The sequence below is a fragment of the Roseiarcus fermentans genome (assembly GCF_003315135.1).
In the GTDB taxonomy this organism is placed as follows: Bacteria; Pseudomonadota; Alphaproteobacteria; order Rhizobiales; family Beijerinckiaceae; genus Roseiarcus; species Roseiarcus fermentans.
Map to the genome: position 1 here is coordinate 40,853 of NZ_QNRK01000034.1, position 22,684 is coordinate 63,536.

General features: G+C 70.7%; 20 protein-coding genes. 6 read left to right on the forward strand and 14 right to left on the reverse strand.

The genetic code is table 11. The features are described 5' to 3' along the window. Positions 1 to 63 precede the first annotated feature (63 nt). Both DFR50_RS24130 and DFR50_RS24135 read right to left on the reverse strand, forming a co-directional pair. On the reverse strand, positions 64 to 1,593 hold the full coding sequence (locus DFR50_RS24130) for a pyridoxal-phosphate dependent enzyme (RefSeq protein WP_170153371.1): 1,530 nt from the start codon (positions 1,591 to 1,593) through the stop codon (positions 64 to 66). Next, positions 1,590 to 3,092, reverse strand: coding sequence for a pyridoxal-phosphate dependent enzyme (locus DFR50_RS24135; protein ID WP_113891859.1), 1,503 nt, complete (start codon positions 3,090 to 3,092; stop codon positions 1,590 to 1,592). Before DFR50_RS24135 ends, DFR50_RS24130 begins: the two co-directional genes overlap by 4 nt. Positions 3,093 to 3,425: 333 nt before the next feature. On the opposite strand from DFR50_RS24135, the gene DFR50_RS24140 reads away from it, so the two are divergent. After that, a complete protein-coding gene (locus tag DFR50_RS24140; protein ID WP_113891828.1) occupies positions 3,426 to 4,526 on the forward strand; it encodes a glycosyltransferase family 4 protein in 1,101 nt (366 codons plus the stop codon). Between the two features lie 9 nt (positions 4,527 to 4,535). On the opposite strand, the gene DFR50_RS24145 is transcribed toward DFR50_RS24140, so the two are convergent. The 6 genes from DFR50_RS24145 to DFR50_RS24170 all read right to left on the reverse strand — a co-directional run bounded on the left by DFR50_RS24145 (position 4,536) and on the right by DFR50_RS24170 (position 11,589). Further along, positions 4,536 to 6,731, reverse strand: coding sequence for an amylo-alpha-1,6-glucosidase (locus tag DFR50_RS24145; protein WP_113891829.1), 2,196 nt, complete (start codon positions 6,729 to 6,731; stop codon positions 4,536 to 4,538). A 557-nt stretch (positions 6,732 to 7,288) separates the two neighbouring features. Continuing rightward, complete coding sequence (locus DFR50_RS24150) at positions 7,289 to 7,675, reverse strand: type II toxin-antitoxin system PemK/MazF family toxin (protein WP_342634578.1); 387 nt, start codon at positions 7,673 to 7,675, stop codon at positions 7,289 to 7,291. Next, on the reverse strand, positions 7,636 to 7,908 hold the full coding sequence (locus DFR50_RS24155; protein WP_113891831.1) for an AbrB/MazE/SpoVT family DNA-binding domain-containing protein: 273 nt from the start codon (positions 7,906 to 7,908) through the stop codon (positions 7,636 to 7,638). The genes DFR50_RS24150 and DFR50_RS24155 overlap by 40 nt, the downstream gene beginning before the upstream one ends. A 143-nt stretch (positions 7,909 to 8,051) precedes the next feature. After that, positions 8,052 to 9,821 carry a WS/DGAT/MGAT family O-acyltransferase gene (locus tag DFR50_RS24160; protein WP_113891832.1) on the reverse strand — a complete coding sequence of 590 codons (1,770 nt, stop codon included), beginning with the start codon at positions 9,819 to 9,821 and terminating at the stop codon, positions 8,052 to 8,054. Next, positions 9,818 to 10,729, reverse strand: a complete 912-nt coding sequence (locus DFR50_RS24165) for an alpha/beta fold hydrolase (RefSeq protein WP_113891833.1) — start codon at positions 10,727 to 10,729, stop codon at positions 9,818 to 9,820. The genes DFR50_RS24160 and DFR50_RS24165 overlap by 4 nt, the downstream gene beginning before the upstream one ends. Then, on the reverse strand, positions 10,726 to 11,589 hold the full coding sequence (locus DFR50_RS24170; protein WP_113891834.1) for an SDR family NAD(P)-dependent oxidoreductase: 864 nt from the start codon (positions 11,587 to 11,589) through the stop codon (positions 10,726 to 10,728). The genes DFR50_RS24165 and DFR50_RS24170 overlap by 4 nt, the downstream gene beginning before the upstream one ends. A gap of 203 nt (positions 11,590 to 11,792) precedes the next feature. Between DFR50_RS24170 and DFR50_RS24175 the strand changes: the two genes are divergently transcribed. From DFR50_RS24175 to DFR50_RS24180, 3 genes are all read left to right on the forward strand, one after another. After that, complete coding sequence (locus tag DFR50_RS24175; RefSeq protein WP_113891835.1) at positions 11,793 to 12,647, forward strand: amidohydrolase family protein; 855 nt, start codon at positions 11,793 to 11,795, stop codon at positions 12,645 to 12,647. A 92-nt stretch (positions 12,648 to 12,739) separates the two neighbouring features. Next, positions 12,740 to 12,898, forward strand: a complete 159-nt coding sequence (locus tag DFR50_RS32275) for a hypothetical protein (RefSeq protein WP_170153372.1) — start codon at positions 12,740 to 12,742, stop codon at positions 12,896 to 12,898. A gap of 431 nt (positions 12,899 to 13,329) precedes the next feature. Continuing rightward, on the forward strand, positions 13,330 to 13,734 hold the full coding sequence (locus DFR50_RS24180) for a hypothetical protein (protein WP_113891860.1): 405 nt from the start codon (positions 13,330 to 13,332) through the stop codon (positions 13,732 to 13,734). Between the two features lie 34 nt (positions 13,735 to 13,768). Here the strand turns inward: DFR50_RS24180 and DFR50_RS24185 are convergent, their stop codons facing one another. The 3 genes from DFR50_RS24185 to DFR50_RS24195 form a co-directional block, all read right to left on the reverse strand. Then, positions 13,769 to 14,068, reverse strand: coding sequence for a hypothetical protein (locus tag DFR50_RS24185; protein ID WP_113891836.1), 300 nt, complete (start codon positions 14,066 to 14,068; stop codon positions 13,769 to 13,771). A gap of 184 nt (positions 14,069 to 14,252) precedes the next feature. Further along, complete coding sequence (locus tag DFR50_RS24190) at positions 14,253 to 15,770, reverse strand: FAD-dependent monooxygenase (protein WP_113891837.1); 1,518 nt, start codon at positions 15,768 to 15,770, stop codon at positions 14,253 to 14,255. Positions 15,771 to 16,115: 345 nt separating this feature from the next. Then, positions 16,116 to 16,544, reverse strand: coding sequence for a DUF6789 family protein (locus DFR50_RS24195; protein WP_147262885.1), 429 nt, complete (start codon positions 16,542 to 16,544; stop codon positions 16,116 to 16,118). A 336-nt stretch (positions 16,545 to 16,880) separates the two neighbouring features. On the opposite strand from DFR50_RS24195, the gene DFR50_RS24200 reads away from it, so the two are divergent. Together DFR50_RS24200 and DFR50_RS24205 are read left to right on the forward strand one after the other, a co-directional pair. Then, positions 16,881 to 17,855, forward strand: a complete 975-nt coding sequence (locus DFR50_RS24200; RefSeq protein WP_113891861.1) for an alpha/beta fold hydrolase — start codon at positions 16,881 to 16,883, stop codon at positions 17,853 to 17,855. A gap of 143 nt (positions 17,856 to 17,998) precedes the next feature. Then, positions 17,999 to 19,645, forward strand: a complete 1,647-nt coding sequence (locus tag DFR50_RS24205; protein WP_113891839.1) for a fatty acid--CoA ligase — start codon at positions 17,999 to 18,001, stop codon at positions 19,643 to 19,645. 16 nt (positions 19,646 to 19,661) lie between these two features. Here the strand turns inward: DFR50_RS24205 and DFR50_RS24210 are convergent, their stop codons facing one another. From DFR50_RS24210 to DFR50_RS24220, 3 genes are all read right to left on the reverse strand, one after another. Continuing rightward, positions 19,662 to 20,495, reverse strand: a complete 834-nt coding sequence (locus tag DFR50_RS24210) for an alpha/beta hydrolase (RefSeq protein ID WP_245428105.1) — start codon at positions 20,493 to 20,495, stop codon at positions 19,662 to 19,664. Positions 20,496 to 20,768: 273 nt separating this feature from the next. After that, positions 20,769 to 21,263, reverse strand: a complete 495-nt coding sequence (locus DFR50_RS24215) for a hypothetical protein (RefSeq protein ID WP_113891840.1) — start codon at positions 21,261 to 21,263, stop codon at positions 20,769 to 20,771. A gap of 73 nt (positions 21,264 to 21,336) precedes the next feature. Continuing rightward, on the reverse strand, positions 21,337 to 22,614 hold the full coding sequence (locus DFR50_RS24220) for a TAXI family TRAP transporter solute-binding subunit (RefSeq protein ID WP_170153374.1): 1,278 nt from the start codon (positions 22,612 to 22,614) through the stop codon (positions 21,337 to 21,339). Positions 22,615 to 22,684: the final 70 nt, after the last annotated feature.

Genomic DNA, 22,684 nt, shown 5'->3' on the forward strand with positions numbered 1-22,684 from the left:
GGCGGCAGGAGTGGCGGCGCGGCGCGGCCGGCGACCGCGCCCGGCAGGGAGCGGCTTCGCGGCTCACCCGTCCCCCCTGTCGATCCCGGAGAGGACCGCGGCGAGCGCGCCGGCCGCGGGCCTGACGAGCAAGCCTGCGAGGCCGGCCGCGCCGGTCGCCGAAGCCCGGACGCCGGTGTGTTGGCGCGCGCGGCCGAACGCCCGCTCGATCGCCTTTTCGTCGGCGACGACAACCTCGCCCTCGCTGTCGCGCATCGCCTTGACGACCTCAAACCAGTCGTAGGTCTCGTCGTCGAGGATGCCGTGGGCGAGACTCGCGGGCGCCTTGTCCCAAGGCTGCATGAAACGCGACCGGCTCCGCGCGGCCTTGTCGAGCGCGACGCCCTCGAGCCGCGTCCACGCGCGCGCGAGCGGCGCGCAGCCCGCGCTCTGCACCGCGATCAGCCGCGGCGCGCGACTGATCAGCCCGGCCGCGGCCGCGATGGCGAAGCCCTGCGCCAGCGCGCTCGCCAGCGCGCCGCCGCCGACCTGCACGTACAGAGTTTCGATGTCGGCGCCTTCGGCGGCGAGCGTCTCGGCCATCTCGAAGGCGAGCGTGCGCGCGCCTTCGATCGCCGCGCCGTTGTCCGGCCCCTGCACGCCGAACGGGATGGCGCCGCGGGCGACGGCGCGACGGGCGGCGTGGACGCAGGGGTCGCCGGTCTCGCGCGGCCGGCGCTCGCAGATCTGGACGGTCGCGCCGAGGTCGCGCAGGCGCGCGACGACGCTGCGCTCGGCGTCGGCGGGAATGAACACGTCGAGCGGCCAGTCGGCGGCGCGCGCCACGACCGCCGCCGCGAGCGCGGCGGCGCCGCACGAGGCGATCGCGAGGCGGCGGGCGCGCAGATTCTGCGCGAGCGGCGAACGGGCGATCTCCAGCACCCGCAGATAGGCCATCACGCCCATCAGGTGTCGGGCTTTGTGCGAGCCCGACACGGCGCCGGTCTCGTCCTTGATCCACAGCGGCCCGGCGACGCCGAGCGCCGCGGCGAGGCCGGGCTCATGCGAAAACGGCGTGCGGCGGAAGCCGCGGCCGTCGATGGAGGCCAGCGCCTCGTCGAGTTCGCCGACCACGTCGTGCCAGGCGCCGTCCGACAGGCCGCGCGACCTCGCGAGGCGATACGGCGACAGCCAGCGGCGGTAGCGCAGGAACGGGTTGTCCTCGGCGCCGATGTCGGGATGCCGCGGCGTGGGCGCGGGCGGCGGCCCCTGATCCGGCGCCCCCTCATCCGGCGCTTCGCGCCACCTTCCCCCGGAGGGGGAAGGGATCGAAGGCGGCGCCACGTCGCCCCTCTCCCTCAGGGAGAGGGTGTCGGCCGATAGGGCGTCCGGCGGGACGCCCGTCTCTCGACGGGCTACGGGCCGACGGGTGAGGGGTCGGGACACTTCCGATTCGTATTGTTCAAAGTCCGCCTCGGGCGGCGGCGCGACCAGCACGTGGTCGATGTCGTCGCCGGCGCCCGCGCCCGGGCAGGCGAACGGGAAGGCGCTCGCGGGGTCGACGTTCGTCCCGCAGCCGTGGCAGACGAACCGGAGCGGCTGGGCCCCGGTCACGACCAGCGCGCGGCGACGCCGCTCTCCGCGTTGAACCGCTCGATCATGGCGTCCCAAGCGGGCGCCAGATCGAGCAGGCCGTCCCAGAACGTCTGCTTGGCGCGAACGGAAAAATCCTCCAGCGACACCCCCTGCTGCTCGACCCAGGTGAAATAGCCGAGGTTGAAGATGCGCTTGCGATCGACGTGGGTGAGTTCGAGCACGTGGTCGACGCCCGCGCCGGCCATGTGGCGGCCCCACGTCTCGCCGGCGGCCACGGCGTCGAAACGGTTGCCGAAATATTTCGCCGTCGCCTTGGAAACCTCGCTGCCGTACATCTCGGCGCTGTCGGTGGCGACCGTGAGGACGACGTCGTCCGGCCCGAGGTCGTAGTACTTGGCGAGCTTCGCCGCGGCGACGATGTTGCCGATGCTGGAAATGCCGAAGGCGCCGAGGGTCGCGACCAGCGCCGGATCGACGCCGCGCCGCTCGACGAGGTACCGGCGGCCCTCGTCGCTGTTGAACAGCGTGAGCAGGGTGTCCGTCGCCCGATCGCTGACGCCGACGACCGCGTCGGTGTTCATCACGTTGTGGATCAGCGGCACGTGCTTGTCGCCGATGCCCTGGATGTTGTGCTCGCCGAAGCCGTTCATCAGCAGGGTCGGGCACTCGACCGCCTCGACCGCCGCGATCCGCGCCCCGAGCGCAGCTTTCAGGTGGTCGCCCGCGGCGATCGTGCCCGCCGAGCCGGTCGCCGAGACGAAGGCCGCGAGCCGCGTCCGCGGCCGGCCGACGGCTGCGGCGTGGAACACGCGCTCGAGCGCGGCGCCGGTGCACAGCCGGTGGACGAGATAATTGCCGTATTCGCAGAACTGGTTGAACACGATGTTGACCGGGTCGCGCTCGAGTTCGGCGCAGGCGTCGTAGATCTCCTTGACGTTGCTCTCCGAGCCGGGGGTGCGGATAATGTCGGATGGCTCGGCGACCCAGCGCCCGAGCCAGTCGAAGCGCTCGCGGCTCATGTTCTCCGGCAGCACCGCGACGCCGCGGCAGCCGAGGATGCGCGAGATGGCGACGCCGCCCCGGCAATAATTACCCGTGGACGGCCAGATCGCGCGGTGGCGCGTCGGGTCGAACTGGCCGGTGACCACGCGCGGCGCGAGGCAGCCGTAAGCGGCCAGCACCTTGTGGGCGCGGATCATCGGGAAGCGCTCGCCGAGCGCGAGGATGATGCGCGCCGGCGTTTCCGTAAGCTCCGGCGGCAATTCGATCGCGCCGGGTATCGGCGACAGGCCGCGGCGAGACTCGTCGTTGAACCAGTGGACGCGAAACAGATTGAGCGGGTGGGGCGCGTCCGGGTCGACCTCGGCGAGGCGCGCGGCGACGCCTGCGGGAATTGTCGACGGGTCCTCGAGCTCAGCGAACGTCGGCAGCGCGACGCCCGCCTCGCGAAACCGCGCGACCGTCCGGCGGTAGACGTCGCGGTCGATCAGACTCGTTTCCAGCCCGAGCCGAGCCATCTGTCGTTCCCCAATTTGCGCTTGCCGCCGCGTCGCCGGACGCGCCCGGTCGGCGCTGTCCAGCGGCGGGAAGCCGGCCGGGACTATAGCGCAAGCGAACGCCGGCGCGAGCGCAGCGGCGCCGCGACCAATCCCCGCAGCGGCGGCGCCGCGCGCGGCGGCGGTCGGCGGCGCCGTTTCAGGCGCGCCCAAATCGGCCGCATTTCTCCGGCTCGCCTGCTTCGTCCGGCAGCGCTGGCGTGCGGCCCCGTCGGCAGATGGAACGAGAAGGCCAGTTCGCGGGTTCGTGACGGCGGACCGAGTCGTCGCGCCGCGCACGGAGAAGCCGAGCCCATGAGAATCGCCCAGATCGCTCCCCTCCAAGAGAGCGTTCCGCCTAAGCTTTACGGAGGAACAGAACGAGTCGTGTCCTATCTGACCGAGGAACTGGTCCGGCAAGGCCACGACGTGACGCTTTTCGCGAGCGGCGATTCGGTCACCGCCGCTCGTCTTCTGCCGTTTTCCGATCGGGCGCTGCGGCTCGACCCCCGGGTGAAGGATCCGGTTCCCTACCAGGTCGTGATGCTCGACGCCGTGCGCGAGATGGCCGGCCAGTTCGACGTCCTCCACTTTCATGTCGACGTGCTCCACTATCCGCTGATTCGCGACTTCGTCGACCGCACGGTCACGACCCTGCACGGAAGGCTCGACGCGCCGGAGGTGCGCCGCCTCTATTCGGTGTTCTCCGGCGCGCCGCTCGTGTCGATCTCGCTCGATCAGCGCAAACCCATGCCGCCGGTCAACTGGGCCGGCATGGTCTACCACGGGCTTCCGCGCGATCTCCTGCCGTTCAGCCCCACGCCGAGAGGCGGCGGCTACCTCGCGTTTCTCGGCCGGATTTCTCCCGAAAAGCGTCCCGACCGGGCGATCGAGATCGCGGCCCGGGTCGGCGCGCCGCTGAAGATCGCGGCCAAGATCGACCGCGTCGACCAGGCCTATTGGGACGAGCGCATCCGGCCGATGGTCGAGGGCAATCCGAACGTCGAATTCGTCGGCGAGATCGACGAGCGGCGCAAGGCCCAGTTCCTCGGCGACGCCGCGGCGCTGCTGTTCCCGATCGACTGGCCGGAACCATTCGGCATGGTGATGATCGAGGCGATGGCGTGCGGGACGCCGGTGATCGCCTTCCGTCGTGGATCGTCGGCGGAAATTGTCGACGACGGCCTGTCCGGCTTTCTCGTCGACAGTCTCGACGAGGCGGTCGCGGCGGTGCGAGGTCTGCGCAGCCTCGACCGGCGGGCGGCGCGGGCGTGTTTCGAATCCCGCTTCACCGCCGAGCGCATGGCGCACGACTACCTGGCGATCTACCAGGCTCTGCCCGGCGTGCGGGGAAGGGCGCGCCGGCTGCGCCCGGTCCCCGCATTCGACACGGCGCCGAGCGGCCGCCGCGCCTGACGGCGACAATCAGGTCGTCGTCACGACGCTGACCGCGCCCTGCCGGTCGAGCACGTCGACGACGACCCGCCGATCGGAGCGCCACAGCCCGATCTCGGCGACCGCGCCGCCCACCCTCAGGCCTTTCAGGACGATCCAGTCGAGGAATGGCGGCAGAACCGGCTCGGTGAAGGTGATCCGCGGCGCGGACGGATCCAGCGTCATGCCCAGGCACGACTGGATCAGCGACAGCGGCGCGGCCGCCGCCCAGGCCTGCGGGATGCACGCCACCGGATAGAACGTCGGGCCTCGCCCCTTCTTGCGCGGAAAGCCGCACAGAAGCTCCGGCAGCCGGCGCAGGTCGACGTAGGTCGACGCGCTGAACAGGCCCTCGAACACCCTGCCCGCCTCCGCGCGATAGCCGTAGCGGGCAAAGCCCGACGCGATCAGCGCATTGTCGTGCGGCCAGACCGACCCGTTGTGGTAGCTCATCGGGTTGTAGCGGGCCTCGGTCGAGGCGACCGTGCGCACGCCCCAGCCGGAGAAGCCCGAGCTTCCCATCAGCGCGGCGACCACCGAGGCGGCGCGCTCGGGAAAGGCGATCCCGGTGAACAGCGCATGGCCGGCGTTGGAGGCCCGCACCCGGCACGGCTTCTTGTCGCCGTCGAGCGCGAGGACGTAGGTGCCGAGCGCCTCGTCGAAGAACAGGCGGTCGAACTGCACGCGCAACGCCTCGGCCTTGCGGTCGAACGCCGGCGCCTGGCCCTCGCGCCCGAGCCGCCGCGCGATGTCGCCGGCCGCGCGCCAGGCGGCGTAGACGTAGGCCTGCACCTCGGCCAGCGCGATCGGCGCCTGCGCCATCGATCCGTCCTCGTGGAACACGGCGTCGTGGCTGTCCTTCCAGCCCTGGTTGACGAGTCCGTCGCGATTGCGCCGGGCGTATTCGACGAAGCCGTCGCCGTCGCGGTCGCCGTATCGCTCGATCCAGCCGAGCGCGGCCTCGATGTTCGGCCACAATGCGCGCAGGGCGTCCATGTCGCCGGTCCGCTCGAGATAGGCGCCCGCGAGCATGACGAACAGCGGGGTGGAATCGACGCTGCCGTAATAGCGGCCGAACGGAACCTCGCCGAGTTCGGCCATTTCGCCGTGCCGGGCCTCGTGTAAAATCTTGCCCGGCTCGGCGTCCGAGGCGTCGTCCACAGCGGTCGCCTGGGTCGCGGCGAGATGCATCAGCACGCCGCGGGCGATGGCGGGATCGAGCCACAGCGTCTCCATGGCGGTGATGAGCGCGTCGCGGCCGAACACGGCGCTGAACCACGGGATGCCGGCATAAGGGTAGGGACCCTCGGGCAGGCGGGTGACGAGCATGTAGAGGTCCGCGATGGCGCGGCTCGCCGCCTCGTTGAAGATGTCGTTGGAGGTCTGGATCGTGACCGCCCGGGCCATGGAGGCGCGCAGTTCGCGCCGGGCGTCCCGAAGCGAAAGGAAGTAGGCCCGGTAGGCCCGGTCGGCGGGAGGACCCTGCCGACTGTCGATCTCGATGAAGATCGAGCGGGATTCGCCGGCGTCGAGGTCGAGCATGTAGCAGGCGCGGTCGCCGTCGAGCGCCGTGGGCTTGGGATCGAACATCAGGGTGGTGGTGCGCAGCCGCGCGTCGAGGCCGGTGTAGCTGAGAACGACGGAGGCCTCCTCGACGCGCGGATGGTGACCAACGCCGCGCTTCTCGCGCTGAAATCCGCGCACCTCGAACAGATCGGCGAAGTCCGCCGCGAATTCGACCGCGATCTCGATCCGGCGCCGGCGGTCGTCGAAATTGCGCACGTTGATCCGTTCGAAGCACGCGGTCCGCCACAGGAATCGCGAACGGCGGATGTGGATGAGGTCGTGCGCCAGCAGCATCTGGCCGTGGTCGTCGGTCAGGTCCGGATTGGTCAGGTCGCAGGTCAGCGTCGCGTTGTCGTCGCGCAGGCTCGAACTCAAGAGCAGCGGCGGCCGGCGTTCGATCAGCAGGACGAGGCAGCAGAGATGGCGGGTGTCGCGGTAGTAGACGCCCTCGGCGCCGGGAGGCCGGATGTCGCCGCGGCCGTCGAACACCGCGAACCCGTCGCCGTGCTTGAGAACCAGAGGCCGGACGTCCTTGACCGAATCCGACGCTGCGATGGCGTATGGCTCGGGGGCGTCGCCGGCGTCGAGGCGCTTGGCGGAATCCTGCATGACCCTCTCCATCGTGAGCGCGGCGCCGTTATCGCCCTGCGGCCCGGGACATGGACAGCGTTTCCACCGTGCGCAGGATACCCAGGACCGCGGCGCTTCTCGGGCCGAACGGCATCGAAACAGCGGCCGGAACGGGGTTTTGCCTTGGGAAGTAACTCCCAACCCCGTCATTGCGAGGAGCAAAGCGACGAAGCAACCCATGCCGCCGCTTGCTTCCTGCGGAAGAAATCGCTCCGTCTTCTGCTCGCAACCAAGGGCGGCTGGACGACCAGAGGGCGCGACAGCGGCCCAGCGGCCCTGGATCGCTTCGCTTCGCTCGCGATGACGGCGCTGTTGGCCACCGGCTTGGGAGTTACCTTGGGAAGCCGTTTCGTCGACGGTCGGGCAGGCGCGGGCTGCGCGTGTCCGAGGCCGGAGAGCCTTCGGCAACCGGGAGGGGCGGCGTCTCGCCGCTCAGGCGCCGGAGACGGGCGCCTCCAATCGAGGGGCGCCCCGGGCAGAGCTGCTTTGGCAGCCGGTTGACGCGCCGTTCTCCCCAGAGCAGGACGAAGCCCGCCCCCCCGCCACTTTCAGGATTCCGCTTTATCGAGCTCGAAGATATCGACAACCCGAGCGAGGATCTCCGCGACAACCGCATCCGGAAGCGCTTCGACAAACTTCCCTTTTCGTCCCCTGATGTCGATCGTGCGGATCTGGTTGCAGAGCGCCACGCCGGTTGTGTCGGTCCCGGCGCCGGTCAGCGAGACCGCCATTCCGCCGTAGCGCGCCGCGAAGCCTCCCGATGTGATGGGGGCGATCAGCGCGGGGCTGACCCGATTGAGCGCGGCGGGACTGAGGACGACGACCGGCCGCGCGCCTTGCTGTTCATGGCCGACCGTCGGGTTGAGGTCCACCATATAGATGTCGCCCCGATTCATCAGATGATTTCCCGTCCCACGCGGGGCGCGTCTTCCCATTCCGCTTCCTCGGGCGCCTGGGGCGCCGAAAGGTCCATCGAGGCGATCAGTTCCTCCAGGGAATACCGGCGCGGCCGCGGGGCCACGGGTTGCACGGCGATTTCTCCCTCGCGGCTGATCAGCGTGACCTCCTGCTGCGCCCGAAGGCCGAAAGCCTCCACGAGGTCGCTGGGAATCGTGACCATCAGCGAGCCTCCGACCTTGCGCACCCTCGAGACGACTTTCTTTTCCATGATCAATTTCCATAAGTTTAACTGATATATAATCGCGTCGCACTCCGAACGAAAGAGCAAATTGACGCGAGCCCTTCGCCGAGGCGCAGCAGGATCGGGATCGGATTTCACCGTTACCGCGCTTCCGTCCGGCGCAAATCGCTCTAGCTCTTCGGCGCAAGGCCCGCCTGGCGCGAGCGGGCGGGCGCCTTCCGCGCGCGCGCGGCCTCGGGCGGTCGCTGCTTCGGCGCCTCTCCCTCCGGAGCCGGTTCGGCCGGCTCCGCGCTTCGCCGCCCCTTGGCGACCGGCCGGTCCGGCTGCGCCGCCGCGTCCGCAACGTCCGCATCGCGGCTCTCGAGCCGCCGCCGCAAGGCCTCGGTCGCCTGCGCCAGCCCGTCGATCTCGCGGCCGAGCGGGCTCTTGCGTTCGTGCGCCGCGGCGCGCTCCGGCTTCGCCTCGCCGAGCGCGATCGGCTGGTGCGTCGCCGGCGGCTTCGCCGCCAGGGCCACCGCGATCGACGTGACGAAATCGGGCCGGGCGGCCTCGGCGTCCGCCGCCCTCAGGGCGGCGAAGTCCTCGACGATGAGATCGGCGATCCGCTGCGCGTCGGGAACGGTCTCGCTGCAGGCGATCAGGCCGAAGTCGAGCGTGTCGAGGTAGCTCTGCACGGTGAGGTTGAGCGCGCCGCCGTGGAACGGGATCGAGATCGGGAAATAGTGGGTCGCCTTCGCGCCGACGCAGTAGAACGGCTCGCGCGGGCCGGGCACGTTCGACACGACCAGGTTGAAGAACGGCCAGACGTAGTTGGCGGCCCGCGCGCCCGCCCACAGCCGGGCGATCCCCATGATCGCCAGCGGCGCGCCGATGATCGAGACGTTGGTGGTGACGAACTCGCGCAGGTCGGAGAACAGCGCCTTGGCCTCCTCCCCGGCGGCCTTGGCCGCGGCCAGCCGCGGCAGCGGTTCGGCGACGTCGGTCGGCAGCTTCGACACGGTGAAGATCACCTGATTGTTGAGCTGGGCGTCGCCCCGCGGCCGGACCGAGGCCGGCACGCCCGCCGTCAGCGGCTTCTCCGGCAAGGCCCCGCGCTCGGACAGATAGCGCCTGAGGGCGCCCGAGGTCAGCGCGAGCACGACGTCGTTGACCGTCGCGCCGCGCGATCGCGCCACCGCCCGGATCTCGGCGAAGGGGAGCGAGGCGGTCGCGAACACCCTGTGGCCGGAGATCGCGGCGTTGAACGGCGTCCTCGGCATGTCCTTGACGTAGCTGTACAGGAACTTCGCGTCGCGGACGAAATTCGGCGCGGTCTTCGTCAGCGCCCGCGCCACCGAGGGCAGGGACGCGACCGCGCGAAACCCCTGGCGGACGAAGTCGCCGATGGCGGTGCTGGCGATCTCGATTCCGTCGACCGGCTCGGGGTCGGGCGAAACGAGCCGTCGCGGGGCGCGCTCCTCTCCGCTCTGCGGGGCGAAGTCGTAGATGACGCCGATCGTCGCCATCCCGGCGACCCCGTCCATCGCGCTGTGGTGGACCTTGACGTAGACGGCGAAGGCGCCGTCCTCGAGCCCCTCGATGAAGGTGTATTCCCACAACGGGCGCGTCCGGTCGAGCGGGACGGCGTGCAGTTGCGCGACCAGCGCGCGCAGCTCCTCCATGCCCCCCGGCTTCGGCAGGGCGGCGTGGCGGATGTGGTAGTCGAGGTCCGGCTGGTCGTCGACCCAGACGGGATGGTCGAGGCCGAGCGGCGTCGATTCGAGGCGTCGGCGATAGGACGGCAGAAGGTCGAGGCGCGCGGCGGTGTGGGCGCGGAAGCGGGCGAACAGGTCGTCGCTCGGGGCCTCGGGCTTGAAGATCGTCAGGCTCGCCACATGCATCGGCGTCTCGGGCGTCTCCATGTAGAGAAAGAGCGCGTCGAGCGCGGACAGGCGTTTCATGGCGTTCCCCCAAGCGTTTCAGGCTCTGCGGCGGCGTCGGCCTTCAAGCAGTGTCCCGCGATCTCCTCGATCAGCAGCGGCACGAGCGCCTCGGGCAGAAAATGGCCCATTCCGGGCACGATGCGCAAGCGCGCGCCGGGAATGGCGGCGGCGGTCATCTCGCCGCCGACCAGCGGCACCAGCGGGTCCTCGGAGCCGTGCAGGACGAGGGTCGGCGCGCGCACATGGGCCAGCAGGGCGACCCGGCTCGGCGCGGTCTGGATGGCGATCAGGTGACGGGCGAAGCTGTCGGGGCGAAAGCTGCGCGCGACGGAGCGGTCGACCTTCGCCCGCAGCTCGGAGTCGGTCGGCGGATAGGCCGAGCCGCCGACCAGCCGGAAGAAGGCGGTCATGCGGCGGATCGCCTGCTCGCGGTTGCGCGCCGGGGGCTTGAGCAGCGCGCCGAGCACCCTCGCCTTCGGCATCACCCGCACCGGCGAGGACATGATCGAGGTCAGGCTCCTGACCCGGTCCGGGCGCTCGGCCGCGACGATCTGCGCGATCATGCCGCCCATCGAGGCGCCGACCACGTGGGCGGCGGCGATCCCCAGCGCATCCATCAGGCCGACCGCGTCGCGCGCCATGTCGTCGAGGGTGTAGGGCGGCCGCACCGGCAGCCGAAGCGCGGCGCGGGCCATCATGCCGGAGGTCGCGAGCCGCCCCGCCGACGGCATCGGGCTCGACAGGCCGACGTCGCGATTGTCGAAGCGAACGACGCGAAAGCCGCGGCGCGCGAGCCCTTCGCACAGCGAATCCGGCCAGGCGACCAGCTGCATGCCGAGGCCCATGACGAGCAGGATCGCCGGCGCGTCCGGCGCGCCGAAGGTTTCGTACTCGATCGTGACGCCGTTCGCCTGGGCGGCGGTCATGACCGCCGCCCTCCCGCGCCGCCGAAGCCTCGGAGCGCCGCGGCGAGCCGTTCCCAGCCGCCGCCGTTCATCGCGCCGCCGACCGCGCGCACGAGCGGCCTCGGGGCCATCGACGCGGACCCGGCGATCAGCCGGTTGACGAGGCCCGGCGCGACGATCGTTTCGCCCTTCAGGCAGGCCGCACAGCCGGCCTCGGCCACCGCCCTGGGCGACATGACCATCGCCGCCGGGATCGGCCGCCCGAGCGCGGAGCCGCGCATCATCGCGGTGTCCGTCAGCCCCGGGCAGAGCGCGGTCGCCGTGACGCCGGTCCCGTGCAGCTCCTCGGCCAGAGCCTCGGTCAGCGACAGCACGAAGGCCTTGGCGGCGGCGTAGACGGCGAGCCGGGGCACGGGCATGAAGGCTGCGATCGAGGCGACGTTGAGGATGCGTCCCTCGCCGCGCGCGATCATCGCGGGCAGGAAAAGCCGGGTCAGCGCCGTCAGCGCGACGACGTTGACCTGCAGGAGATTGACGACGTCGTCGAGCGGTTCCGTCGCGAACGGGCCCTCGATCAGGACGCCGGCGTTGTTGACCAGAACGGCGACCTCGACGCCGGCGGCGCGCAGCGCTTCGGCCATCGCCTGCGGCGCGCCGGCGAGGCTCAGGTCGACCGGCATGGTCATGACCCGGACCGCGTGGGCCGCGGCGAGTTCGCGCCCGAGCGCGTCGATCTCCGGTTCCCGGCGGGCCGCGAGGACGAGGTCGTATCGGCGCGAGGCGAACGCGCGCGCCAGTTCCGCGCCGATACCGGCCGACGCGCCGGTCACCAGCGCCCAGCCGCCGCCGTTTCGCCTCGTCCCGGCTTCCGACCGTCCCAAGCGGCGCCCTCCGTTCGTCCCGACCGCGCTCGCGGCCGCGGCCACACTAGCGGACGCGCCCCCGGCGGGCCACAGAGGATCCGCGTCAAAACGGCGCGGCCTGCTTCGCACGCCGCCGGCTGCGCCCGGGCGCGAATTCGAGGCCTTGGGGGATCGGAAGAACCGCGCTAGCGTTGTGTCGGGTCCGAACCAAGGCGAGACCGATGTCTTCACCGACGATCATCGACACCCACCTCCACCTGATCTATCGCGACCGGCTGAGCTACCCGTGGCTCGGCGCGGTGGCGGCGCTCGATCGCGACGCGCGCTACGAGCGTTATGCGGAAGAGGCGCGGCGCTGCGGCGTCGGCGGCGCGCTGCACATGGAGGTCGACGTCGCCGAGCCCGACATCGAGGCCGAATCCCGCAACGTCGAGGACCTGGCCATCGAGGGCGCGACGCTCCTGCGCGGCGCGATCAGCGCCTGCCGCCCGGAGAGCCCGGACTTTCCCGCCTTCCTCGAACGCGCGCTCGGCAATCCGTTCATCAAGGGGTTTCGCCGCATCCTCCACAACGTCCCGGACGGGTTGAGCGAGCGGCCGATCTTCCGCGAAAACGTCAGGCGGCTGTCCGGGACCGGCCGGCCGTTCGACCTGTGCGTCCGGCCCGATCAGCTCGACCGGGCGCTGGCGCTGATCGACGCCTGTCCGGACGTGCTGTTCGTCCTCGACCATTGCGGCGCGCAATCCGTCACCGCGAGCCTCGCGCCGGTCTGGCGCGCCCGGATCGCCGACGTGGCGCGCCGCCCCAACGTCTGCGCCAAGATTTCCGGCGTCGTCGCCTATCTCGACGCCAAGGCCTGGACGCTCGCCGACCTGCGTCCCTATGTCGAGCCGGTGATCGAGCGGTTCGGCTGGGACCGCGTCGTCTGGGGCAGCGATTGGCCGGTCTGCACGCTGACCGCGTCGCTCTCGATCTGGCTCGCCGCGACCCACGCCCTGACCCGCGGGGCGTCGGTCGACGAGCGCGACCGGCTGTTCGCCGGCAACGCCCGGCGGCTGTGGCGGATTGAGGGGTGAGGCGCTCACGCGACCCGGAGCGGCGGGGCGCCTTGCGCCCCTGCGCCGTGGCGCTACACTGCCGGCGGCGCTCGGGGGAGACGGAGGTTTCCATGCGCAAGACGCTTATCGGATTTCTGATCGGGCTCGGTCTCGTGGCGGCGGTCGCGCCGGCGTCGGCCTGTCCCTATGGAACGTCGGCGTCGAACAGCCAGACGTCGACGCAGCAGACCGCTCAGAGCCAGCCGGCGTCCCAGAGCGGCGCGGACTAACGCCCGAGCGTTCGGTTTTCGCGTCGGCCACCCGGCGCCGAGACGGCCGCCCTGCGAGGGGCGGCCTTTCCGTCAGGCCCGAGCGAATGCGTTTGCGCCGGACTCGCGCGGGCGCTCGCGGTTCGCGACCGCGTTGCGGCGGGCAGGTCTCGGCGGCGCGCGCGCGGCATGCCTGAAATGGCCGGCGAGGCTCCGGCGGCGGCGTTTTCGTCATGTCGAGCACGGGATTGGGCGACAGGTCGGGAATCGCTCCGCGGCGACTCGCGATCGGGTCGGCGCGGCGAAGCCGGGCGGCCGCGGGGGCTTGCGCACACCGAGGCTGCGGCCCCGGCCGTGTGGAAGCGTTCTGGCGCCGGAACGGGGCGATGCGATAGGGTGGCGACCGAATCGAGCGGCCCCGAACGAGACCGACGCACGCGAGGAGAGGGTTGATGACCGCGGTCAGTCACGCACCGTTGCGCAAGGTGACCCTCCAGGCCGCGCGGTCGAAAGCGTTCCCCGACGGATCGATCCGGCACGGCTACGACTTCGTCGCGCCGCTCACCGAAGAGGGGCGCATCGATTTCGAGGCGTGGAAGGCGCATCGCGGCGCGTGCTTCGTCCATCGCTTCTGGGGCGACGAACCGGCGATGCAGGGCCTCCTCGTGCATCACGCGGGAGGGCGGGGCGGCGCGACCTGGGCGTTCGAATGGAAGACGCCGCCGGGCGCGGCGAGCGACGAGGACGAGGGGTTCCGCTTCGGCGACCACACGTTCAAGGTCGGCGAATACGTGTCGATCCGCGAGCCCGAGGGCGATCTCCTGACCTTCCGCGTCACCGGCGTGGCGAATCCCTGACGGGCGCTCCGCGCGCAGCGAAGCGTCGGCGCCTTCAGCCAAGCGGCCGGCCGCGACGCCGCAGCTTGCGAAACGGTGCGACCAGGAACGAAAGGTCCGGCGTCCGGAGCGGGCGCCGAAGGGCCGAACGCGCCTCGGTCTCGGGATCTTCCCGCCCCGCTCCGCGCGGCATCCCTACGGCGGACCGGACGCGCGCGCCGAAGCGGTCGTTGGCCTGCGCCTGGAACGCTTCCCATTTCGACCAGTCGCCATTCGCTTTCAGGCGCGCCTTCTCCATCGCGATGTCGGCGCGCACGAGTTCCCATTCCACCGGATCGAGGTCTTGGCCGGACATTGCGGGAGTCCCTTCCCGAGACGATCGCAGATGCGAGGCGACGTTCCGATTGACGACGTCGCCTGCCGCCGGCGGCGCTGGAGGGTCGCTCGCCGGTCGGACCGCGACTATAGTCCGCGCGCGACCGCCACGCAACGAACGGCCGTTCGCAATCCGTTCGGATCAAGCGGGCTCGGGCTCCTCGCTAGGGCCTGATCTGCGTCCTGGCGAAAAACCGTTCGACCGCGTCGACCGACTGGGCGGTTTCGGCCAGCGCGACATAGGTGTCGGGGCGGATCAGATAGAGCGCGTTCTCCCGCAGGCCGGCGTGGCCCATCGGCTTTTCCCAGGGAAAGACCGCGAGCGGGACGCGGCGCGCCTCGCTCCACTGCCGCAGGCCGTCGTCCGCCGCCCCGTAGACGTGCGCACTCCAGCCGATCGCCGCCAGCGCCTGATGATTGTCGCCCGCGCCCGCCTTCACCCAAGGCATGCGGTCGCCGCCGTGAACCGCGCCGGCGCGGCCTTCCGCGAGGCCCTCGCCGCGGTAGTTCAGCGTGATCTGGGAGATCGTGCGGAACAGATAGTCGCGCGCCGGCTCGAGCTTCGCCGCCAGCGGCAGCGCGATCGGCGCGATGCGGGTGCGCACGATTTCGGCCAGACGCCCCTCGGCGGCGGCGACGTTGAAGAAGCGGTCGGTGGTCTGGACGAGGCGCAGGGCGAAGGCGCGCCGTTCGGCCTCGAAACTGTCGAGCAGGGCGTCGGGGGCGCGTCCGGCCAGCACCGCCGCGAGCTTCCAGGCGAGGTTGATCGCGTCGCCGATGCCGGTGTTCATCCCCTGGCCGCCGACGGGCGTGTGGATATGCGCGGCGTCGCCGAGCAGGAACGTCCGGCCGCGGCGAAAATGGTCGGCCACCCGGTGCGAAATGCGATAGGTCGAGAACCAGTTCACCGTCTCGACCTCGAGGCGCAGCAGCCGTTTCGCCCGGTCGCTGATGTCGTCGAACGAGAGCTTGTCGAGGTCGCGCCCGTCGTCCTGCCGGATCGCGCCGATCAGGCGGACACGGCCGCCGTCCGCCAGGGGGAAGACGGCGAGGAAGTCGGACTGGTCGAGTTCGATGTTGAGGTCGCCGTTGAACGCCGGGCCGGCGCCGGCGACGTCGGCGACGTAGAAGGTCTGCGGGTAGGCGGCGCCCGGGTAGCCCACGGCCGATCCCGCGCGAACCGCCGAATGGGCGCCGTCGCAGCCGGCGATGAACGCGGCTTCGGCCGTGCGCTCGGCGCCGTCGGGGCCGCGAAGCCGCGCGCTGACGCGCCCGCCGTCCTCGGCGTAGCCCAGGAGCTCCGTCGAGCGCTCGACGGCGACGCGGAGCGCCGCCAGCCGTTCGATCAGCAGGCGTTCGTGCTCGTCCTGCGGGAAGATGTGCAGGAAGCCGTAAGGGGTCAGGTCCGAAGCGATCGCGGCGAACGGGATGCGCGCCGCCTCCCGGCCGCCGAGCCACAGCCTGACGCCGGGCACGGCATAGCCTTTCGCCACGACGGCGTCGGCGAGATCGAGTTGCCGATAGAGTTCGAGGGTGCGCGCCTGCACCGCCAGCGCCCGCGATGTCGCGCCCGGCCCGGCGGTCTGGTCGATGATCCGCACCGGGACGCCCTGTTTCGTCAGCCAGAGCGCGAGGACCAGCCCGGTCGGGCCCGCCCCGACGATCAAGACGCTTGCGTCCATGGTCCGCGCTTCCTTCCGGTCGAGGCGCCGCGACGATCAACCGCGGCGACCCGTCGAGGTTCCGGCGGCGGCGAACGGCGAGGGGTCTCGGCGCCCGGCCTGCCGCCCAGCGAGGAAACCCGTCAGCCGAGAAAGCTGGGTTTCCATCCTTCGGGCGCGGGTCGAGAATGCGAGGCGCCGGCGAAGCCCGCGGGCGAGCGCGCGTCCCCAACGACCGCCCCGTCGTCTCGCCGATCGTGAACAGCAAGAGCGAACCTGCGCATCGGACGCTGTCCGATCGATCCAGTCCGAGTTTCTGGGCGGCCAAGCCGACGATCGACGGACGGTCGCGGGCGCGCCGCCCGATCAGTAGGCGAAGGCGAGGCCCAGAACGCCTCCGTAAGCGAGCTGGAGAATCAGGCTCGCAACGGCGGGGGAAACGCCCCTGGTCTTGCCGAACAGCCCCTGGCCGGCCAGCGGCATGAAAACGATCATCGCCGCGAGCCACAGCAGCGCGCCGAACACGAGGCCCTTGACCCAAGGTTCGCCCGGGAGAAACGGCTGCAGCACCGCGTAGGCGACGCCCCAGAACACCGACCCGACGACGAAGAAGCCGATCCAGCCGGCGCGCGAGGGAAGCCTTGCGCCGGTCAACGTTGCGACCGCCTCCGGCGTGGCCCGGAGCCGCTCGGGGGCCGGCGTCATGCCGAGCTTCGCCTTGGCGATCATGATCAGCGACAGGTAGACCGTTGCGACAAACCCCGCCCAGATGCCGGACGACAGACTCGTCTCCATCGAAAACCCTCTCCTCGGCGCTTCCGCTCGATCGGGCGGATCGCGCGCCGGTTCGGCGGCACGATCCCCGAAAGCCGGCCGCAGATCAAGAGCCTCTCCGGCGACGACGGCGACGAGGGTCGATTTGTCGCGGTTCCAGGCGCCGGTCGAGGGCAATCGCTTGAAGCGCCTTCTCTCGCTCCCAGGCGGGGCGGCGCGTCGCGGACGTTCGAGCGATCGTCCTGCGCCGGTCTCCGTCGGCTTGCGATCCGCGCGCTTTCGCGTCACCCTCGCGCAAGGGATGATCGGGGCGTCCTCATCGACCGCGCGAGTCGACGACGCATGGCGGAGGGAACCGTGACGGACATCACACACCGATTCGTCGAGGCGAACGGCATTCGCCACCACGTCGCCGAGGCGGGCGAGGGTCCGCTCGTTCTCCTCTGCCACGGCTTCCCGGAATCCTGGTACTCCTGGCGATGGCAGCTCCAGGCGCTCGCCGCGGCCGGCTATCGCGCGGTCGCGCCCGACATGCGCGGCTACGGGCAGACCGACCGGCCCGAGGCGATCGAGCGCTATACGCTCCTCGATCTCGTCGGCGACATGGTCGCCCTCGTCCCGGCGCTCGGCGCAAGGGACGCCGTCATCGTCGGGCACGACTGGGGCGCGCCGGTCGCCTGGAGCGCGGCGCTCCTGCGGCCGGACGTGTTTCGCGCGGTCGCGGGCCTGAGCGTGCCCTTCCTCCGCCGAGGCCTCGGGATCACCACGGCGATGATGCCCAGGACCGAGACGGCGCAGTTCTACATGCTCTACTTTCAGGAGCCGGGGCGAGCCGAGGCCGAGTTCGAGCGCGACCCGCGCGCCACCCATCGCGCGTTGCTGTTCGGCGGGTCGGGCGACGCGCCGCGCCCGGTCGGCGGGTCGCCCGATACGGCGGTCGGCATGGTTCCGCGCGACGGCGGCTTCCTGTCGCGCCGCCCGGTCCCCGAGCGTCTGCCCACCTGGCTCACCGAAGCCGACATCGACTTTTACGCCGCCGAATTCACGCGGACCGGCTTCCGCGGCGGGCTGAACTGGTACCGCAACATCGACCGCGACTTTGCGCTGATGGCCCCGTTCGACGGGCTCGAGGTCGCGGTCCCGGCGCTCTATATCGCAGGCGATCGCGACAGCGTGGTCACGGTCGCGGCCGGCGGGATCCACCTCATGCCGACCTTCGTTCCCGACCTGCGCGGGACGATCATGATTCCGGGCTGCGGCCACTGGACCCAGCAGGAGCGGCCCGACGAGGTCAACGCTGCGCTGATCGGGTTCCTCAAGGGCCTCCCTTAAGGGGAACCACAGCCGCGGATCGTCGCCCGGCCGCGACATCCCGCCGCGCTCCGTATAAACCATCCGACCTTTGATCCGCGTCAACGCGCGTTTCTTTGCTCCCCGCTAGAGCACGGCCACGAGAATCACTTGGAGGGAGCGTCATGCCTGTCAGGATCATTCCGCCGACGCCGTCGGCCTATGTCTATCCCCTGCTGATCAAGCACCTCCTGCATACGTCGATGACGCGCGCGCCGGATCAGGAGATCGTCTACCGCGATCTGCGCCGCCGCACCTACCGGGAATTTCGCGAGCGGATCGGGCGGCTCGCCAGCGGCCTGACGCAGATCGGCGTCGACCAGGGCGACGTGGTCGCGATCCTCGAATGGGACAGCGACCGCTATCACGAGTGCTATTTCGCCATTCCCATGATGGGCGCGGTGATGCAGACGGTGAACGTGAGCCTGACGCCCGAGGACATCGCCTATACGATCGTCGACAGCGGCGCGACCACCGTCCTGTTCAACGCCGACTTCGCGCCGCTGGTCGCGAAGCTTCGGCCCCACCTCGAAGCGGTGCGGAACTGGGTCTCCATGCTCGATCGGCCGGACCAGCCGGTGACGGCCATGTCCGTGAATGCGGAATACGAGGCGTTGCTGTCGATCGGGTCGCCGTACTTCCCCTTCCCCGATTTCGACGAGAACGCCGTCGCCACGATCTTCCACACGACGGGGACGACCGGGCGGCCGAAAGGCGTCCATTTCAGCCATCGTCAGATCGTGATGCATTCCATGGCGGTGCTCGTCGAATACGGGTTGACGCCCAAACACGGCCGTTTCCATCGCGACGACGTCTACATGCCGATGACGCCGATGTTCCATGTTCACGCCTGGGGGGCGCCGTACACGACGACGCTGGCGGGCTGCAAGCTCGTCTTCCCCGGCCGCTACTCGCCCGAGATCTTCGTCAAGCTGATCGCGAGCGAAGGCGTGACCTGGACCCATTGCGTCCCGACGCTTCTGCAGATGCTGCTGACGGCGCCGGGAAGCGAAAGCGTCGATCTGTCCAGGCTCAGGATGGTCATCGGCGGATCGGCCCTTCCGCCCTCGCTGGCGCGGGCGGCGATGGCGCGCGGGATCGACGTGTTCGGCGGCTACGGCATGTCGGAAACGGCCCCGATGCTCACCACGTCGCATATCAAGTCGAAGCATCTCGGCGGAGATTTCGAAGAGGAGCTTCGCTATCGGATCGCAGCGGGGATCGCGGCGCCGCTGGTCGATCTGCGCATCGTCGACGCCAACATGGCCGAGGTGCCGCACGACGGCGAGGCGGTGGGCGAGATCGTCGTGCGCGCGCCCTGGTTGACGACCGGCTACCTCAACAACCCGGAGGCGTCGGAGGTCTTGTGGGGCGGCGGCTATCTGCATACCGGCGACGTCGCCTCGATCGATGCGGACGGCTACGTCCGGATCGCCGACCGGATCAAGGACATCGTCAAGACCGGCGGGGAATGGGTGTCCTCGATCGCGCTCGAGAACATCATCATGGAAATGCCCGGGGTCCGCAAGGCGGCGGTGATCCCGATCCGGGACGTCAAGTGGGGCGAGCGGCCGCTGGCGCTGGTCATCCGCGACCCCGAGCATCCGGAGGCGATCAGCGAAGACGACGTCCGCCTGCACGTCGCCTCCTACGTCGAGCGCGGCCTGATCTCGAAAATCGCCATTCCCGAGAACGTCACGTTCGTTGCCGAGCTTCCCCTGACCTCGGTCGGCAAGATCGACAAGAAGACGCTGCGCGCGCTCTATTCCTAGCCGAGGCGGCGCGCTGCTATTCGGCTGGGGCGGGCTGGGCGTGAGCGTGCGCCTCGGCCGTCCCGCGAGGATGGCGGTACGCCTCCGGGTCGCCGTAGACGAACTGCCGCCAGCCCTCGCGATGGAACGGCTCCCAGCGGTCCTCGGGCTGCGCGAGTCGGTCGGCGATGGCGTAGAGAGCGGCCGGATGCGCGCCGAGCCCGAGGTGGCTCGATTGCACCACGATGTTCTCGGCCAGCGTCCGCCGGTTCTCGACGCTGCACCGCCACGCCACGATGCCGTCGGTCGGGCTGAAGATCGACGTCGTCGGCACCGGCGGCGGCGAGCGGAGCGGTCCGTGAAAATCGTGCCAGTCGAGGCGGTGGCCGCTGGCGAATTCGTACAGCCGCCACGCGTTGGTCTCGCGCGGATGGCCAGTGAAGGGCGAGCCGAGGGTGATGACGAGGCGCACCATCTCGGGCGAATGCTTGGCGAGTTCCCGGGCGTAGAGTCCGCCGAGGCTCCAGCCGACCAGGCTCACCGGCCGGCCGTGTTCCTGCCACAAATCGCGCAACCGGTCGTGCGCCCGCTCGATCACGCCCTCGCGCAAACCGAGATTGATTCCCTGACCCCAGCCCGAGGGGGAAAACCCGCGCGAAGACAGGAAGCGCCGCATCAGCGCGGTCGTGGCGTCGCCGGCGGCCAGTCCCGGCAGGACGAGCACCGGATGCCCGTCGCCCTTCGGCGCCGCGGCCCACAGCGGCATCATCGAGACGGTGGCGTAATGCTCCCACACCGCGCGCGCCTCCATCATCCGCAGCAGAAACCCCGGGGCTGGCTCGTGTCGGGCAGGTTCGGCGGCGCCACGCATTGAACACTTCCTCCTTTGACGTTTTTCCGCGTTATCACGAGATTGCACCGCTCTGTCGATTGCGGTCAAGAGCCTGCAAGGCTCGCGTCGGGCGAACGCCGGGCGCGCATCAGCGTTCCGGTGGAGGTTCGGTCGAACCGCCCCCCGATCGACACGGCGATTTCGCCTGACCGCACGCGGCCGATGCGGTTGCGCCGCCCAGGGCTTCGCCGCCGTCCTTGGCGCGAACGATCGCCGGCGCTGTCGATCCGGATTTGGGGGGCGCGGACCGGGCTACTTGGCGGCGAGCGCCGCGATCCGTTCGCGGGCGCCGCCGACGCCGGCGGCGAGGGCGCGCGAATAATAGCTGCGCGCGACCGCCTCGTCGCCCTTGAGGCCGAGCGCGCCGAGCTGGGACAGCGTGGTCGGGTCGTAGGTGTCGCCGAGCGCCATGAGCGCGCGGGCGTCGCCGTCTTCCGCGGCGCGCTTGAGGAAGGCGCGCGCGGCGGCGATGTCGCCCTTGGCGAAGGCGATCAGGCCTTCGGCGCACAGGTGGCGCGCGTCCTCGATCGGAATGTCGAGGGAGGCGATCGGCGTCTGGTCGGCGGCCTGCCCCCGCAGCGCGCTCGCGAGCTTGCCGAGCGCCTCCTTGGCGAGCGCGTGCGCCGTGACCGGAGCGGCCTTCTGCGCCGCCGGCGCCGCGACCGTTTGCGCCACGAACACCGGCTGCTGCACCGACGCCTTCAGCGAAGCGCTCGACGGTTCGATCCGCGGCCAGCAGGCGATCACGAGCAGCGCGGCGAGGCATCCGGCGACGGCGCCCGCGGCGACTTTCCATATGAAGGGCAGGGCTCGTCCTCCTCTATTGCAGCAGGCTGCGCCAGCGCGTCAGACTGTCGTAAAGCCGATCGGAATCTTCGGCTTTTGGACCGCCGCCGGCGCCGGCCGCTTTCGCCGTGGCGCGGAACGCGTCGAGCGACGCGTTGGCGGAGGCCTTTCGCTCGTCGACCCACCCCTGCGCCGCCGCCAGCCGCGGCCAGTCGGCGTTGGGGACCGCAGCGTCCGCCGCGAGGTTGATCTCGCCCCAGTGTTCGTCGCGCCCCGCCGTCAGGGTCGATTCGTAGGTGTCGAAGAAGGCGCGGGCGAGACGGCCGAGCGCGTCAGCGCGCGGCGATCCGGCCGGCGCGTCGATCGCGACCAGCGCCATCGGCGCAGCCACGGTTTCGACCGTGTCGTTGGCCCGGATCAGGTTCGGCCGGTCGGACGCGGCGATCCGCGCCGGCGCGTAGACCGACTCGAGCGGCGGCGACCATGGGATGGCGACGAGGTGAAAGCGGCCGTCGCCGCCGAACCCGTCCAGCGCATGAGCCTCCCTCGCCCCGAGGACGACGACCGCATCGCGCTTGCCGCCGGCGAGCGCGGCGAGGGCGTCCGCCAGCGGCTCGTAGGTCGGAGCGACAGTCACGCCCAATCGCGAAAACAGAAGCTTGGCGCTGATGCCGGTCGTCCCGTCGGGATCGCCGAAGCTGACCGATTTGCCCGCGAGGTCGGCGAGCGACTTCACGTCCTTCGAGGCGACGACCTCGATGGTTTCCGGCGCGAGCGGCGCGACCAGCGGCACGCGCTTGGGCCAGTCCGGCTGGTATTTGACGCTGACCGCGAGCGAATCGAGGGTGACGATGGCGAAATCGGCCATGTCGGTCCGCATCACCCTGGCGATCCCGGTCGGCGCGGTCGACCCGACGATGGCGCGGCCCTGCACGCCCTGGTCGCCGAGGACTTCGACGAATTCCCGCGCCATGCGGCTGGCCGAGAGATCGCCCGGGTCGGCGAGAATGGCGAACGGCTTGAGCGGGGCCGAGGTTTCGCCGCCGATCGCGCCCGCGGCGGCCGATCCAGCCGCCGTCGCCGCGACCGCCCCGGCCGCCGCTGCGGCCGCCGCGGGGGCTTCGGGAACCGTCGCTCTCGCCGGCGCGTTATGCGAATAGCTGCGGCCGGCGCTCCCGCGCCACGCCCCGTGCCACAGGACGCGCTTGCCGTTCTTGTACACGGGGTGATCGTAGCGGATCATGGCGGGCGCCGCGACCGCGGCGCAGGCCGCGAAGGTCGCCAGAGTCCAAGCTATCGCGAATGCGCACACGCCCATTCGCGGCGACTGTCTCAGTCCCGCGCGATTCAAGCCCCAGCCCTCATGCCACGGGCGCCCGGTT